The organism is Pseudomonas sp. NC02 (assembly GCF_002874965.1).
In the GTDB taxonomy this organism is placed as follows: domain Bacteria; phylum Pseudomonadota; class Gammaproteobacteria; order Pseudomonadales; family Pseudomonadaceae; genus Aquipseudomonas.
In genome coordinates, this window is record NZ_CP025624.1 from 3072845 (window position 1) to 3087859 (window position 15015).

Annotated in this window: 10 protein-coding genes; 2 read left to right on the plus strand and 8 right to left on the minus strand. The window is 63.0% G+C overall.

Annotation, left to right across the window (positions count from 1 at the left end; all coding sequences use genetic code 11):
• Positions 1 to 102 precede the first annotated feature (102 nt).
• The gene (treS, locus tag C0058_RS14555; RefSeq protein WP_008435160.1) at positions 103 to 3450 is read left to right on the plus strand and encodes a maltose alpha-D-glucosyltransferase; all 3348 of its coding nucleotides are present in this window, start codon (positions 103 to 105) and stop codon (positions 3448 to 3450) included.
• A complete protein-coding gene (glgB, locus tag C0058_RS14560; protein ID WP_003207521.1) occupies positions 3447 to 5681 on the plus strand; it encodes a 1,4-alpha-glucan branching protein GlgB in 2235 nt (744 codons plus the stop codon). The genes treS and glgB overlap by 4 nt, the downstream gene beginning before the upstream one ends.
• 129 nt (positions 5682 to 5810) lie before the next feature.
• On the opposite strand, the gene C0058_RS14565 is transcribed toward glgB, so the two are convergent.
• The 8 genes from C0058_RS14565 to C0058_RS14600 all read right to left on the minus strand — a co-directional run bounded on the left by C0058_RS14565 (position 5811) and on the right by C0058_RS14600 (position 14997).
• Positions 5811 to 8396, minus strand: coding sequence for an autotransporter outer membrane beta-barrel domain-containing protein (locus tag C0058_RS14565; RefSeq protein ID WP_102368886.1), 2586 nt, complete (start codon positions 8394 to 8396; stop codon positions 5811 to 5813).
• A 95-nt stretch (positions 8397 to 8491) separates the two neighbouring features.
• On the minus strand, positions 8492 to 9253 hold the full coding sequence (locus tag C0058_RS14570) for a PIG-L deacetylase family protein (RefSeq protein WP_102368887.1): 762 nt from the start codon (positions 9251 to 9253) through the stop codon (positions 8492 to 8494).
• Positions 9254 to 9440: 187 nt separating this feature from the next.
• Complete coding sequence (locus tag C0058_RS14575) at positions 9441 to 10100, minus strand: glycosyltransferase family 2 protein (RefSeq protein ID WP_003207526.1); 660 nt, start codon at positions 10098 to 10100, stop codon at positions 9441 to 9443.
• Positions 10097 to 10696 (minus strand): SAM-dependent methyltransferase, encoded by a 600-nt coding sequence (locus C0058_RS14580; RefSeq protein ID WP_087692379.1) that lies wholly within the window; start codon positions 10694 to 10696, stop codon positions 10097 to 10099. Before C0058_RS14580 ends, C0058_RS14575 begins: the two co-directional genes overlap by 4 nt.
• Complete coding sequence (locus C0058_RS14585) at positions 10693 to 11451, minus strand: PIG-L deacetylase family protein (protein ID WP_003207531.1); 759 nt, start codon at positions 11449 to 11451, stop codon at positions 10693 to 10695. Before C0058_RS14585 ends, C0058_RS14580 begins: the two co-directional genes overlap by 4 nt.
• Positions 11448 to 12446: an acyl-CoA dehydrogenase family protein gene (locus C0058_RS14590; protein ID WP_102368888.1), complete on the minus strand. Its 999-nt coding sequence runs from the start codon at positions 12444 to 12446 to the stop codon at positions 11448 to 11450. The genes C0058_RS14585 and C0058_RS14590 overlap by 4 nt, the downstream gene beginning before the upstream one ends.
• A gap of 1 nt (position 12447) precedes the next feature.
• Positions 12448 to 14607: a glycogen debranching protein GlgX gene (glgX, locus tag C0058_RS14595; protein WP_003207536.1), complete on the minus strand. Its 2160-nt coding sequence runs from the start codon at positions 14605 to 14607 to the stop codon at positions 12448 to 12450.
• Positions 14608 to 14730: 123 nt separating this feature from the next.
• Positions 14731 to 14997 (minus strand): DUF2934 domain-containing protein, encoded by a 267-nt coding sequence (locus C0058_RS14600; RefSeq protein ID WP_003207537.1) that lies wholly within the window; start codon positions 14995 to 14997, stop codon positions 14731 to 14733.
• Between the last annotated feature and the right edge of the window lie 18 nt (positions 14998 to 15015).

Sequence of the window (15015 nt, forward strand, 5' to 3'; positions counted from 1 at the left end):
CGCTCTGCGTCCCCCAAGCGTGACGCGGAGCGTCGCAACAGGCATTCCCACGCAGAGCGTGGGAACGATCAGCGGCCCTCACGAATTTTCCAGGAGTTTCCAATGGCGAAGAAACCCAAGGCTGCCACCTTTATCAAAGATCCGCTCTGGTACAAAGACGCGGTGATTTATCAGGTTCACGTCAAATCCTATTTCGACTCCAACAACGACGGCATCGGTGATTTTCCCGGGCTGATCGCCAAGCTCGACTACATCGCCGACCTTGGTGTGAACACCATCTGGCTACTACCGTTCTACCCCTCGCCACGCCGTGACGATGGCTACGACATTGCCGAATACCGCGGTGTGCACAGCGACTACGGGACCATGGCCGACGCCAAGCGCTTTATCGCCGAAGCCCATAAACGCGGGCTGCGGGTGATCACCGAGCTGGTGATCAACCACACCTCCGACCAGCACCCCTGGTTCCAGCGCGCCCGCAAGGCCAAGCCCGGCTCGGCGGCGCGGGATTTCTACGTATGGTCCGATGACGACCAGAAATACGACGGCACCCGGATCATTTTCCTCGACACCGAAAAGTCCAACTGGACCTGGGACCCAGTCGCCGGCCAGTACTTCTGGCACCGCTTTTACTCCCACCAGCCGGACCTCAACTTCGATAACCCACAGGTCATGAAAGCCGTCCTGTCGGTGATGCGCTACTGGCTCGACATGGGCATCGACGGCCTGCGCCTGGACGCCATTCCGTACCTGATCGAGCGCGACGGCACCAACAACGAAAACCTCCCCGAAACCCACGACGTGCTCAAGCAGATCCGCGCCGAGATCGACGCCAACTACCCCGACCGCATGCTCCTGGCCGAAGCCAACCAATGGCCGGAAGACACCCAGCTGTACTTCGGGGACAAAAAGGGCGACGACGGCGATGAGTGCCACATGGCGTTCCACTTCCCGCTGATGCCGCGCATGTACATGGCGCTGGCCCAGGAAGACCGTTTCCCGATCACCGATATCCTGCGCCAGACCCCGGAGATCCCGGCCAATTGCCAATGGGCAATCTTCCTGCGCAACCACGATGAACTGACCCTGGAAATGGTCACCGACAAAGAGCGCGACTACCTCTGGAACTATTACGCTGCCGACCGCCGTGCACGTATCAACCTGGGGATTCGCCGCCGCCTGGCGCCGCTGATGGAACGCGACCGCCGGCGCATCGAGCTGCTCAACAGCCTGCTGCTGTCGATGCCGGGCACGCCGACCCTGTACTACGGCGATGAGATCGGCATGGGCGACAACATCTACCTCGGTGACCGCGACGGCGTGCGTACGCCGATGCAATGGTCCATCGACCGCAACGGCGGCTTCTCCCGCGCCGACCCGGCCAGCCTGGTATTGCCGCCGATCATGGACCCGCAATACGGCTACCAGTCGGTCAACGTCGAAACCCAGACCCAGGACCCGCACTCGTTGCTGAACTGGACGCGGCGCATGCTCGCGGTGCGTAAACAGTCCAAGGCGTTCGGTCGCGGCAGCCTGAAAATGCTCTCGCCCAGCAACCGCCGCATCCTGGCGTATACCCGCGAATACGCAGGCGCCGATGGCAAGAATGAAATCATCCTGTGCGTGGCCAACGTGTCCCGCAGTGCCCAGGCCGCAGAACTGGACCTCTCGGCGTTTGCCGGCATGGTTCCGGTGGAGATGCTCGGTGGCAATGCCTTCCCGCCCATTGGCCAGCTGAATTTCCTGCTGACCCTGGCGCCGTATGGCTTCTACTGGTTCGTGCTGGCGGCGGAAAACCAGATGCCAAGCTGGCACGTGGAACCGGCACAAAGCATCCCGGACTTCACCACCCTGGTGCTGAAGAAACGCATGGAAGAATTGCTCGAAGCACCGTGCCGCACCACCCTGGAACAGAATGCGTTGCCGGCGTGGCTGCCCAAGCGCCGCTGGTTTGCCAGCAAGGATACGGCAATCGACAGCGTGCACATCGCTTATGGCGTGCGCTTCGGCGACCCGCAGCATCCGGTGCTGCTCAGTGAAATCGAAGTCACCAGCGCCGGCCAGGTCAGCCGCTATCAGCTGCCGTTCGGCTTCCTTGGCGAAGACCAGTTCACCAGCGCCTTGCCGCAACAACTTGCGCTTGCCCGTGTACGGCGAGTGCGTCAGGTAGGTTTGGTGACCGATGCCTTCAGCCTCGACACTTATATCCGCGGCGTGATCCAAGGCCTGCAGGCCAAAACCGTCCTGGACTCCACCGATGGCGAGATTCGCTTCGAGCCCACGGCGCAGTTGGCCAAACTGGAATTGAACGACGAGTCGGAAGTGCGCTACCTCGCGGCGGAGCAGTCCAACAGTTCCGTGGTGGTGGGCGGCAGCCTGGTGCTCAAGCTGATCCGAAAAGTCAGCGCCGGGGTTCACCCGGAACTGGAAATGGGCGCCTACCTGACCGAAGCCGGCTACGAGCATATCTCGCCGCTGTTGGGCTCGGTGATCCGCCACGATGCCGATGGCCAGGACAACCTGCTGATGATCGCCCAGGGTTACCTGAGCAACCAGGGCGACGCGTGGGGCTGGACCCAGAATAACCTGGAGCGAGCGATTCGCGACGAACTGGCCGAAGCCATGTCCGAGCAGGAACAGCACTACAACGCCCTCGGCGAGCTGGCGGATTTCGCCGGCTTGCTCGGCCAGCGCCTGGGCGAGATGCACCTGGTGCTGGCGGCGCCCACCACTAACAAGGCGTTCAAGCCCGAGGTCACAACCCTCAAGGACAGCCAGGGCTGGGCCAGGCACGTGGGCGCACAAATCGACCACGCCTTGCAGTTGCTCAAACAGCATCAAACCAAGTTGAACCCTGCCGATCAGGCGTTGGTCAGTGCTTTACTGGAGCAGAAAAAGGCCATCGCCAGTCACGTTCAGGACCTGGCGAAAGCCACGGTGGGCGGGTTGCGCATTCGCGTGCACGGCGACCTGCACCTGGGCCAGGTACTGGTGGTCAAGGGCGATGCCTACCTCATCGACTTCGAGGGCGAACCGGCGCGGCCGCTGCCTGAACGTCGCGGCAAACACAGCCCGTACAAGGATGTGAGCGGGGTGCTGCGCTCGTTTGATTACGCGGCGGCCATGGCGGTGAATGTGCAGGGCGTCGACCAGTCGCCCGAGGCCAATGCGTCCCGGCAACGTGTGGCGGATCGCTACTTGCATGAGGCCAGGCAGGCATTTATCCAGGCCTATCACGCTGCCACGACTACACTGGCCCATGACTGGCAGGATGCCAAAGGCCAGGACGCAGCGCTGGCGTTGTTCAGCCTGGAGAAGGCCGCGTACGAAGTGGCCTACGAAGCAGAGAATCGCCCGAGCTGGTTGCCGGTGCCGTTGCAAGGTTTGCACGGGCTGCTCAGCGGGTTGAAACCAATATCGAAAACTGCACGCGGTGGGGAGACGTCATGAGTTTTACAAGCAAAGAACCGCTGCAGGAAAAGTTGAGTGTGATGCCCAAGCCTGCTGATATCGAAGCCCTGGTGCGGGCCGAGCACCATGATCCATTCTCGATCCTGGGTCCCCATGACGACGAGCAGGGCGGCCAGTTCATTCGTGCCTTCCTGCCGGAAGCACTGAGTGTCCAGGTCCTGGCTCGCGACAGCGGCGAGCACATCGGCAGCCTCGATGCGACCCAGGTGCCGGGCTTGTTTGTCGGGCATTTCGGCAGCCGTCAGGCGTACTTGCTGAAGATCCAGTGGGCCGGTGGCGAACAGATCACCGAAGACCCTTACAGCTTCCAGCAACTGCTGCTGGGGGAGATGGACCTGTACCTGTTTGCCGAAGGCAATCACCGCGACCTGAGCAGTTGCCTCGGGGCACAAGTGACCAGCGTCGACGGTGTCCAGGGCGTGCGTTTTGCGGTATGGGCACCGAATGCCCGCCGGGTCTCGGTGGTGGGCGACTTCAATATCTGGGACGGGCGCCGTCATCCGATGCGCCTGCGCCATCCGTCCGGGGTGTGGGAGATTTTCATCCCGCGCCTGCAACCCGGCGCGGCCTACAAGTATGAAATCCTCGGTGCCCACGGGATTCTGCCGCTCAAGGCCGACCCCATGGCCCTGGCCACGCAACTGCCGCCGGATACTGCGTCCAAGGTCGCTTCGCCGCTGCAGGTCGACTGGCAGGACCACGACTGGATGCAATCGCGCAGCGAGCGACAAAAGCCTAGCGCACCCTTGTCGATCTACGAGTTGCATGCCGGTTCCTGGCAGTGCGAGCTGGATGAAGTCGGCGAGGTGTCCCGCCAGTACAGTTGGCGCGAGCTGACCGAGCGGTTGATCCCTTATGTACAGCAGTTGGGCTTCACCCATATCGAACTGATGCCGATCATGGAGCACCCGTTCGGCGGCTCGTGGGGTTATCAGGCGCTGTCGCAATTTGCCCCGACGGCACGTTTCGGCTCGCCGGAGGATTTCGCGTTTTTCGTCAACGCCTGCCATCAGGCCGACATCGGCGTGATCCTGGATTGGGTGCCGGCGCATTTCCCCACCGATACCCACGGCCTGGCGCAATTCGACGGCACCGCGCTGTACGAATACGCCAACCCGCTGGAAGGCTTCCACCAGGATTGGGACACTCTGATCTACAACCTCGGGCGCACCGAAGTCCATGGCTTCATGCTGGCGTCGGCGTTGCACTGGCTTAAGCATTTCCATATCGACGGCCTGCGGGTGGATGCCGTGGCGTCGATGCTGTATCGCGACTATTCGCGCAAGGCCGGTGAATGGGTGCCGAACCGCCACGGTGGTCGTGAAAACCTCGAAGCTATCGACTTCCTGCGCCACCTCAACGATGTCGTTGCCCTTGAGGCCCCCGGCGCGCTGGTGATCGCCGAGGAGTCCACCGCATGGCCGGGCGTAAGCCAGCCGACCCAACAGGGCGGCCTGGGGTTCAACTACAAGTGGAACATGGGCTGGATGCACGATTCGCTGCACTACATCCAGCAGGACCCGGTGTACCGTGCCCATCACCACAACGAGCTGAGTTTCGGCCTGGTGTATGCCTGGTCCGAGCGTTTTATCCTGCCGATTTCCCACGATGAAGTGGTGCACGGCAAACACTCGTTGATCGACAAGATGCCCGGCGACCGCTGGCAGAAATTTGCCAACCTGCGGGCATACCTGAGCTTCATGTGGATGCACCCGGGCAAGAAGCTGCTGTTCATGGGCTGCGAGTTCGGCCAATGGCGCGAGTGGAACCACGATCAGCAACTGGACTGGTACCTGCTGCAATACCCCGAACACCGGGGCGTGCAGAAACTGGTGGGCGACCTCAACCGTCTGTACCGCGAAGAGCCGGCGCTGCATGACCAGGACGACGCGCCACAGGGCTTCCAGTGGTTGATTGGGGATGACGCGATCAACAGCGTCTACGCCTGGTTGCGCTGGAGCAAGGACGGCAGGCCGGTGCTGGTAGTGGCCAACTTCACGCCGGTGCCGCGTGAGGCCTACAAGGTCGGCGTGCCGTTTGCCGGGCGCTGGAGCGAGGTGATCAACAGCGATGCCGACACCTATGCCGGTTCCAACTTCGGCAACGGTGGCGGGGCGTTTACGGAGGAGGAGCCCAGGCATGGGCAGCCGTTGTCGCTGTCGTTGAACCTGCCGCCATTGGGCGTGCTGATCCTGCGACCGGACGCCTGATTTCCAGACGATGAAGACCCCATGTGGGAGCGGGCTTGCTCGCGAATGCGCAGTACCAGTGCCAGATTTTTTGGCTGACACACTGCATTCGCGAGCAAGCCCGCTCCCACAGTGGGGATGTGTTGTGGCTTAGAAGTCGACCCTTATGCCAATCGTGCCTTTGCGCCCATTCAGCTGATTACTGTCCAGATTGCTGTTGTACCCCACCTCGCCATACACACTGACCGTACTCGATACCTGCAGCGTTGCCCCGGTGCTGACGTCCAGCGTGGTGGATTTCTGTTCGGTGTTGATGTCCGTGCTGTCATTGAACGTGACAGTGTTATTCCCGGCGCTGGCGTGCCACACGTTGGTACGCACATAAGGCAGCAGGGGCATGCCGCTCACGCTGTAGCTGCCCTTGAGGCGGACACCGAGACGAGTGACGACGTTAGTGTCGGCGCGGAATGAGACATCCGAGATTCCGTCGTTCTGGCTGTCCACATAGCTTCTATCGACAATCACCTGGGCCTGCGGCTCGACCTCCCACTGTTCAGACACCGCAAACGGCATTCCCACCTCCACAGACCCCAGCACGTTGTGGCCCTTGGTTGGGAGTTTGACGCCCCGGTCGGATTCACTGTGGCCATCGAACCGCGTGCCCATCAGCACGACATCGATATAGGCGCGGTTGGCGCCGATGAGCGTCCAATACGCGCCCAGGCTGTCACCGCGCAGGGTGGTGTTGCCGGCGCCCTTGCCCTGAAAACCGCCATTGAAACCCGCCACATTGCCGGTCAGGCGGCTGTGGCCGACAAAGAAGCCGAAGCGTTGGGTCAGGCCAGCGTCGTTGGTCCAGGCATACAGGTCAGTGCCAACCTGGAAACCGGACAGGGAGCTGTCCAGCGACGGGCTGACGGTGCCGGCGAATGATTGCCGCGTGCTGCTGCCATACACCCGGCCCCAACCGGCCGCTAAAGCGCCAGGTTGACGTTGCAGGCTTTGGTCGCCCATGCGTTCGTGGTAGGTGCCCAGCATGCCCTGGACCATCTGCTGCACGGCGGGAAACAACACGGCATACACCGGGACTTCCGGGCGATAGATGGGTATGGGTTCTTCTCCCGGGAAAATCCCCGGGAGGTCCGGCGTGCCATCGGCGGGGACGGGGGGGAGAATGCCCACTGGGTCGTCAGGATCCTCAGGGTTGGGCAGCGGCGGCGCCACCACCGAGGACCGCAGGAACCAGTTTTGCCCGGTGCCCGGCGTTACGCCTCCTTTGAACAGGTAGTACTCATAGGCGCCTGCGGAAACGGATCCACCGCGCAGGGTAAACGCCAGGTCGCTGCTCGTGGCACCGTTAAGCGCTTCAACCACCTGGATGCCGTTCTGCAGCGTCATGGCGCCGGGGCCGGCAAGGTTGGTGACGGTGATGGTAGTGCCGCCTTGCAGCGTGCCCTGGCTGACTACCAGCTTGTCACTGGCCGAGCCGTCGGCGCCGAGTACCGATTGCAGCGCCAGTTCGCCACCATTGCCGGTGTAGTTGCCGTTGACCGTCAGGCTGTCGGTGGCGCTGGAACTGCCGGTGGTCATGTCGATCAGGCCGCCGTTGTTCAGGTTGGCTGGTTGCCCGGCCGTGAAGGGGCTGATGCTGCCCTGTGTTACCTGCAGGGCGGCGCTGCCAAAAATATTCAGGGTACCGGTGGCCGTAGCGCTGTCACCGAGCTTGAAGTCGCCGCCCAGGGTCAGGCGCGAATTGTTGTCCAGGTTGACGGTTTCCCAGTTGACATAGCGGGTTGGCGTGGCGGATCGGGTGTTGTCGAAGGTCAGGGTGTCGTTACCCAAACCACCATCCAGAAGTGGTGTGGAGGCCAGGGTGGTTTCGGTCAGGTTGAGCAGGAAACCCCTGTCAGCGCCATCACCCATGAGGATTTCCTTATGGATCAGACCGCCGCCTTCCCAAGTGAACTCATCGTTGCCAAAGCTGGCGAGGATCTGCCCACTTATTTCCCCTCCGCTGACGTTGATGATGTCGTCGCCGCCGCTGACGCTGATGTTGCCACCAACCGTTCCTCCGGACACCAGGATGGTGTCGTTTCCGAAGCCAGTAACGAGGTTGCCGATGATCGCTCCACCCCGCAGGTCAAACAGGTTGTTGTCGAGCTTCATGTCGACCCGTCCGATGCTGCCACCGGTCATCAGCGCTACATCTCCATCTTCAAAAGCGCCGACAATCCTGCCACTGCTCATGGTGAACTCGTCACGGCCGTCGCCCTGAGCCAGTGAGGCGACGGTGCCACCGCTCTGGAAGTACTGGTCTACCCCGTCACCCTGAGAGATTGCACCGGAGCTGCCGCCGCTGATTTGCGCAATATCACCGCCCGCGCCTTGCGTCACCGTGCCGGAGATATTGCCATTGAACAGTTGGAAAATATTTCTTCCGTCACCTTGATTGATCGCACCGTTGATCGCGCCGGAATCCATCGTGACCCGATCATCTCCCGCGCCATAAGTCACGTTGCCGACGATGATGCCGGTGCCGCCGACGGGGAACTCAAGGATGTTGCTTCCTTGTAAATCCGTCAGCGCGCCAGCACTGCCATCGCTGCACAGGGTGGTGTCGTTGCCTGCGGTTATGACCAACGTACAGGCGGCCTGCGCGGGGAGAGGCCAATTGAGCAACAGCGTCGTCACGCTGCAGACGCTCAGATACGTCACTGATGAAAACCGCGTGCTCATGATTCGCCCTCCCTGCAAGCCGGTGTTCCAAGCTAGCCACACAGAGAGAGCGTTCGCTACTGTCAGAAGTTACAGGTATAGACGAGTGGGTGCGCCTACAAAAACACAATCTCATAGGGCTCGCGCATGCGCTCCAGCAGCACCTGCGCCAGGATCGGCGCCAGGCCGATTTCCGGGTCGCCTGCCAGTTGGCTGGCATAGGCGTGGGCGGCGTGCAGCTTGCGGGCGACGCTCCAGGTGTCGAGCCGCACCTTGCGCGCGCGCTGCCAGGGGATGGCGGCGGTTTCCCGAAGCGGCCAGTGCCACGCCCAGATCGGCAGTTCGTGCAAGCGCACGCCCTTGACTGCGCAGGCTTTGGCAGCGGCACGGCCGACGGCGTCGTGGTCGTCATTGCCGTCGTTGCGCCAGGTGGTGAACACCACGTCGCCGGGTTGCAGGTAGCGCGCAATGAACTGGCTCATTTGCTGTTCCCGCGCGGCCAGGGCGTTGTCGGCGAAACCGCCGCGGATCCATTTCAGGCTGTGCAGGGGCACGCCCAGGCGGCGCAGGGCTTCGACACTTTCCTGGGGCCGCACCACGCTCAAGCGTTTGGCCGGCCACACGGCAGACCCCGGATGGCTGGCGCTGCCGTCGGTGATGGAGATCAGTTGCAGGGAGTATTCAAGGGTGCTGAGCAATTGCAGCAGACCGCCGCAGGCGATCACTTCATCGCCGGGATGCGGGGCGATGATCACCACGCGGGTGCCCTTGGGCACCAGGGTTGCGGGGTTGATGGCAGGGATTTGCGCGAGTTGCGGGGCGCTGTTCCAGATTTGCGCGGGGCCCCGGCGGTTGTCACTTAACAGTGCAGGCTTCATGGGTGTCACGTCCTTGTTTATCGGTGGTGCAGGCCGTACCCCGTTGACGGGACGGCTCTTGTGGTACGCGAGCGTCAGGTACTGCACGCTCGCGGCGCGACGGCGTTCCAACCCTGGATTGCCGTGCAAGGAACAGTGATGATAGTTATGAATTGCCGCTTTAACACCGCCGGGTGTCGCAATTTTTTCAGGAGGCCTGCATCAGGCTCTTCAGGTAATCACCGAAGCCGCCCTGGGCGCGACAATCCAGGCGGGCACTGGTAATCACCTGGGGCGAGTGGCTCCAGGCAATGGAAGCCCCGCAGCGCTCCAACTGGCGCACCAGCTCCACGTCTTCATGGCAGGGCAGGGGCTCGAAACCGCCGGCCCGCACGTAGGCGCCGGCACTGACGCCCAGGTTGGCGCCGTGGATATGCCGATGCCCGTCCCGGGCGGTGTAGGCCTGGTGATAACGGATCTGCGCCGCCGGGTCGAAGCCCTCGCTCCAGGCGTCCACCGTCACCGTGCCGCACACCGCATCCACGCCCAGGGCCAGTTGCGCCACCAGCCAATCGGGAGCGACGCGGCTGTCGGCGTCGGTGCAGGAAATCCAGCGCGCGCCGTTATTAAGCAGGTGCCGCGCACCCACGCCGCGCACGTGGCCCACGTTTCGCGCCTGCACTTCCAGGCTGTGCACCTGGTATTCGCGGGCGATCATGGCGCTGCGGTCGCTGCAGCTGTCGAGCACTGTCAGAATCTGCACCTCTTCACCCAGCAGGCCCGGATGACTGGCGGCGACCATCGCAGCTTTCAGGCATTCGGGCAGCAGTTTTTCTTCGTTATGCACGGGTATCAGGATGCCGATCATCGCAGTCCCTCCAGGGTCGCAACCGTGGTGCCGTCGCGGCTCCACAAATCCAGTAGAAAATCGCTTTCGTGATGCTGCGCCAGATGTGGCATGCCCAGGCGCTGGCCGAGGCGCGCATGCACCTGTTCGGCGGTCTGCGGGCAGCCTTCGATGATCGGGCGCCAGTGGCAGGCGAGGATTTGTCCGTCAGGCGTCAGGGAGGCGAGAGCGCGATCGATCAGCCCATCGAAATCCTTCGGGTCCAGGTAGTAGCAAAGCTCGCTGAGCACGATCAGCTCGAAGGTTTCGCTGGGCCATTGCTGCGGCAGGCGGCTCTGCTGCACGGTGGCGTGGGTGAAGCCGCGCAGCCGCGCCTGTGCGAGGCTGACCGCCGCTTGTGCCGTGTCACAGCAGAGCAGGCGGTCACAGCGCGGGGCCAGCTCGAAGCTCAGTTCGCCATTGGCGCAGCCGGGTTCAAAGATCGAGGCATAGCGCGGCCGGGTCAGCAGCGCCAGGGTCAGGGCCCGCTTGCGCTGTTCATACCAGCGTTGCCGAAAGGCCCAAGGATCGTCGTTGCCGGCAAACAGCTCGTCGAAATAGGGCGTGGCGACACTCATACGAACACCACTTCAAAAGGTTGCAGCAGGCGCTCCAGCACATAGGGCGCGAGCACCGGTGGCAGGCCGATCTGCGGGTCGCCTTCCAACTGGCTGGCGAAGGCATGGATGGCGTGCCGTTTACGGGCCACGGCTTCAGGTGTCAGGGGGATTTTACGAGCGCGATCCCAGGGCACCTGGCTGTCTTCCGGGGTTGCCCAATGCCAGGTCCACACGGGCAGCTCGAGCAAGGTTGCGCCCACCGCCCGGGTCGCCTTGGCACTGGCACGGCCCACGGCCTCGTGGTCGCAATGACCGTCTTCGCGCCAGGTGGTGAAGACCACGTCGCCGGGCTTGAGGTAACGCTCGATGAAGCGGCTCAGGTCTTCTTCACCTGCGGCGACCTGGCTGTCGCTGAACCCGGCCCGCAACCATTTCAGGCTGTGCAACGGCAATCCCAGCCGGTGCAGGGCCTGCGCCGACTCTTGCGGCCGCACCACGCTCAGGCGTTCCACCGGCCAGCGGCGCGAGCCGGGATGACTGGCGCTGCCGTCGGTGACGGAGATCAGCAGGATAGGGCGATCCAGTGCGGCAAGGCCTTGCAGCAGGCCGCCGCAGCCCAGGACTTCGTCATCCGGATGTGGCGCGATGATCACGGCGCGGCTGCCTTCAGGCACCAGTTCGGCAATGTCTACGCAAGGCAGCTCGGCCAGTCGCGACGAGCTTTGCCACACATGCAAGGGCGTGCCCTGGCCGACGATTGGATTGATCTTCATAGTTCCCATCTCCCTGGGCGCTCATCGGCGACTTGTTGACCAAGGGCGGCCAGGTCGCGCTCGGCATGACTTTGCCGCAGGTACACCGGCAAGTCGGCCATCAACTGGGCAAAATGCGGGTCCTTGCAATACGGCCCGGCGCCCAGTGCTCGGCCGACATGGTGAATCACCTGGTCGACGGTTTCTTCGATACAGGCCCGTGCCTGTTGTGCCAGCAGCCGGGCATCTGCCTTGGGCTGCCGGTCGATATGGGTGGCGCTGTCGCGCAGCACACAGGCCGCGCTGTGCAAGGCACTGTCGACGCTGCCAAGGTGCGCCAGGGCGTGGGGCTCCGGGCGTTTTGCGCACTGCTCGCGCAAGGCCTCCGCCAAGCGTTGTGCCGCGCCGTACCAGCAGGCGGCGATGCCGATGCCGCCTTGCCAGAAGCCCGGGCGCGCCAAATAGTCCCCAGGCTTGCCGATGGCCAGGCCAACGGCGTCGTGGAAAAGCACTTCAACGCTGCCCGTAGCGGCCATGCCCACGGCGGCCCAGCCCTCATCGGTGACGGTTACGCCGGGCTGGTGCATTTGCACTGCAACCAGTTGCTGGCGATCCTCTTCATCCCACGCCGTGAGCAACCCGTGGCTGACCACCGCCGCGCCCGAGCACCAGGCCTTGCGGCCCTCCAGCCGCACACGTTGGCCGTCACGCCGGATCCGCACCTTGGCGGTGGGCGGTTCGGCCGCCCACATGCCCCACGTGCTGCCAACCGGCGGCAAGGGGCTGTCGAGTTCAGCGATGATCGCCAGGGCGTCCGTGTGGCCTTCAAACAATTTGCACAACCGCAGGTCATGGCCGGCGACTTGCGCCAGCCGGCTGAAGCGTTCCAACGTTTGCCCGCTGCCCGGCAAGGGCAACTGGTCCAGGCCTTCCTCCACCAAAGCCCTCAGCGCAGCGCCAAGGGCCTGGGTGTCCGGGTAATCCCGGTAGCCGCGAAGAAACTCATGCAAGGCCATGTCACACCTCGTCCTCATGCTGCAATTCAAACAGCAGCAGCGAACGCCCGGTGACCGCGTATTCGTGATCGAAATCGAAGCGTTCCTGGCCACGCACTGCCGGCTGGTTGGTGTCGAGCATGCAGGTCCAGAAGCCGCCATCCGGCACCGGTGGCAGGCGGAAATTGACCATGTCGTGGTGGGCATTGACCACCAGCAGCAACGTGGCATCGGCCCCCGGGCGGCGAATCCCGGTTTCCTGGGCGCGGCCATCCATCAGCATGCCCAGGCAACGGCCATGGCTGTCCTGCCATTGCTCGATGGTCATTTCATCGCCGCTCGGCGCGAGCCAGGTGACGTCCTTGACCCCGATATCTTCGTTGTAGTCGCCCACCAGGAAGCGCCCGCGACGCAGGATCGGGTACGCCAGGCGCAACTTGATCAGGCGCTTGACGAACTTGAGCAGGGCCTTGCCGTCTTCATCCAGTTCCCAATTGATCCAGCCGATCTCGCTGTCCTGGCAGTAGGCGTTGTTGTTGCCGTGCTGGGTCCGGGCGAACTCGTCACCGGCTACCAGCATTGGCGTGCCCTGGGCCAGCAGCAGGGTGGCGAAGAAATTGCGCATCTGGCGCAGGCGCAGCGCGTTGATTTCCGGGTCGTCGGTAGGGCCTTCGACACCGTGGTTCCACGACAGGTTGTTGTTGCTGCCGTCCTGGTTGTTCTCGTCGTTGGCTTCGTTGTGTTTGTCGTTGTAGGACACCAGGTCGTGCAGGGTGAAACCGTCGTGGGCGGTGATGAAGTTCACCGAGCTGTACGGCCGGCGGCCGCGCTGGTTGAACATCTCGCCCGAGGCGGTCATGCGTCCGGCGAAGTCGGCCAGTTGGCCGTCGTCACCTTTCCAGAACGAGCGCACGGTGTCGCGGAAACGGTCGTTCCATTCCACCCAGCCCGGCGGGAAACCGCCGACCTGATAGCCGCCGGGGCCACAGTCCCACGGCTCGGCAATCATTTTCACCTGGCGCAGCACCGGGTCCTGGCGGCAGGCCACGAGGAAGCTGTGGCGCTCGTCGAAACCGTCGCGGTAGCGGCCAAGGATGGTTGCCAGGTCGAAGCGGAAGCCGTCGACATGCATCTCGGTCGCCCAGTAGCGCAACGAGTCGGTGACCATTTGCAGCACGCACGGGTGGCTCAGGTCGAGGGTGTTGCCGGTGCCGGAATCGTTGATGTAGAAGCGCTTGTCATCGGGCATCAGGCGGTAGTACGAGGCGTTGTCGATGCCGCGCATGGACAGCGTCGGGCCTTGCTCGTTGCCTTCGGCGGTGTGGTTGTAGACCACGTCCAGGATCACTTCCAGCTTGGCTTCGTGCAGGTGCGCGACCATTTCCTTGAACTCGGCGATCTTGCCGCTGGCCAGGTAGCGCGGGTCCGGGGCGAAGAAGGCGATGCTGTTGTAGCCCCAGTAGTTGGTCATGCCTTTTTGCAGCAGGTGCTGGTCGTTGACGAAGGCGTGCACCGGCAGCAACTCGACCGATGACACACCCAACTGGCGAATGTGCTTGAGCACATCGTCGACCATCAGCCCGGCGCAGGTGCCGCGCACTTCCTCAGGCACCGAAGGGTGGCGCATGGTGATGCCGCGCAGGTGGGTTTCATAAATGATCGTGCGATCCCACGGCGTGCGCACTGGCTGGTCGTTGCCCCAGGTGTGGGCCGGGTCGATGACTTTGCACTTGGGCACGAAGGGCGCGCTGTCGCGTTCGTCGAAACTGAGGTCGGCGTCCGGATGGCCGATGGTGTAGCCAAACAGGGCCTCGGACCATTTGAGCTCGCCCACCAGCTGTTTGGCGTAGGGGTCGATCAGCAATTTGTTGTGGTTGAAGCGATGACCGTTGGCCGGGTCATAGGGACCGTACACGCGGTAGCCGTAGATCAGCCCGGGGTGGGCGTCGGGCAGGTAGCCGTGGAAGGTTTCGTCGGTGTATTCCGGCAGTTCGATGCGCTCCAGCTCGACTTCGCCGCTGTCGTCGAAGATGCACAGTTCGACTTTGGTGGCGTTGGCCGAGAACAGCGCAAAGTTGACCCCCAGACCGTCCCAGGTCGCGCCGAGAGGGAAGGGCAAACCTTCACGAATCCGCGACGGCTCGTTTTCCGGCGTCGAGTTGGGTTTGTTGGGTTTGCTCATTGAGATGCTCCTGCAAAAGGGTTTTTCCGGGCCGAACGGGGCCATTCCGGCGTGATGCCGGGTAGATATCGGTAGTTGGATAGCCTCCTGCGGTGCGGGCGCACCTGCAGGAGGATCTTTGGGTCAGGGTGCCTTGGGCTTCTTCGCAGCAGGCTTCTTCGCCGCCGGCACTGCGCTTGGCTTGGCTGCCGGTTTGGGCGCTGCCGCTGCGGGCTTGGCTTTTGGCTTGGCCTTGGCGGCGGCCTTCGGTGCCTTGGATGGCGTCAGCGCTTCGGCTTCCGCCAGTTTGCGCGCCATTTCCCAGTGTCGTGCGTCCTCGCCATGGGGTTTACCTTCAGATTCCCAGATCTGATGTGCCAATTCGCGGATGCGTTTGTCTTCAGTACTCATCGCAATGCTCCTCACAGA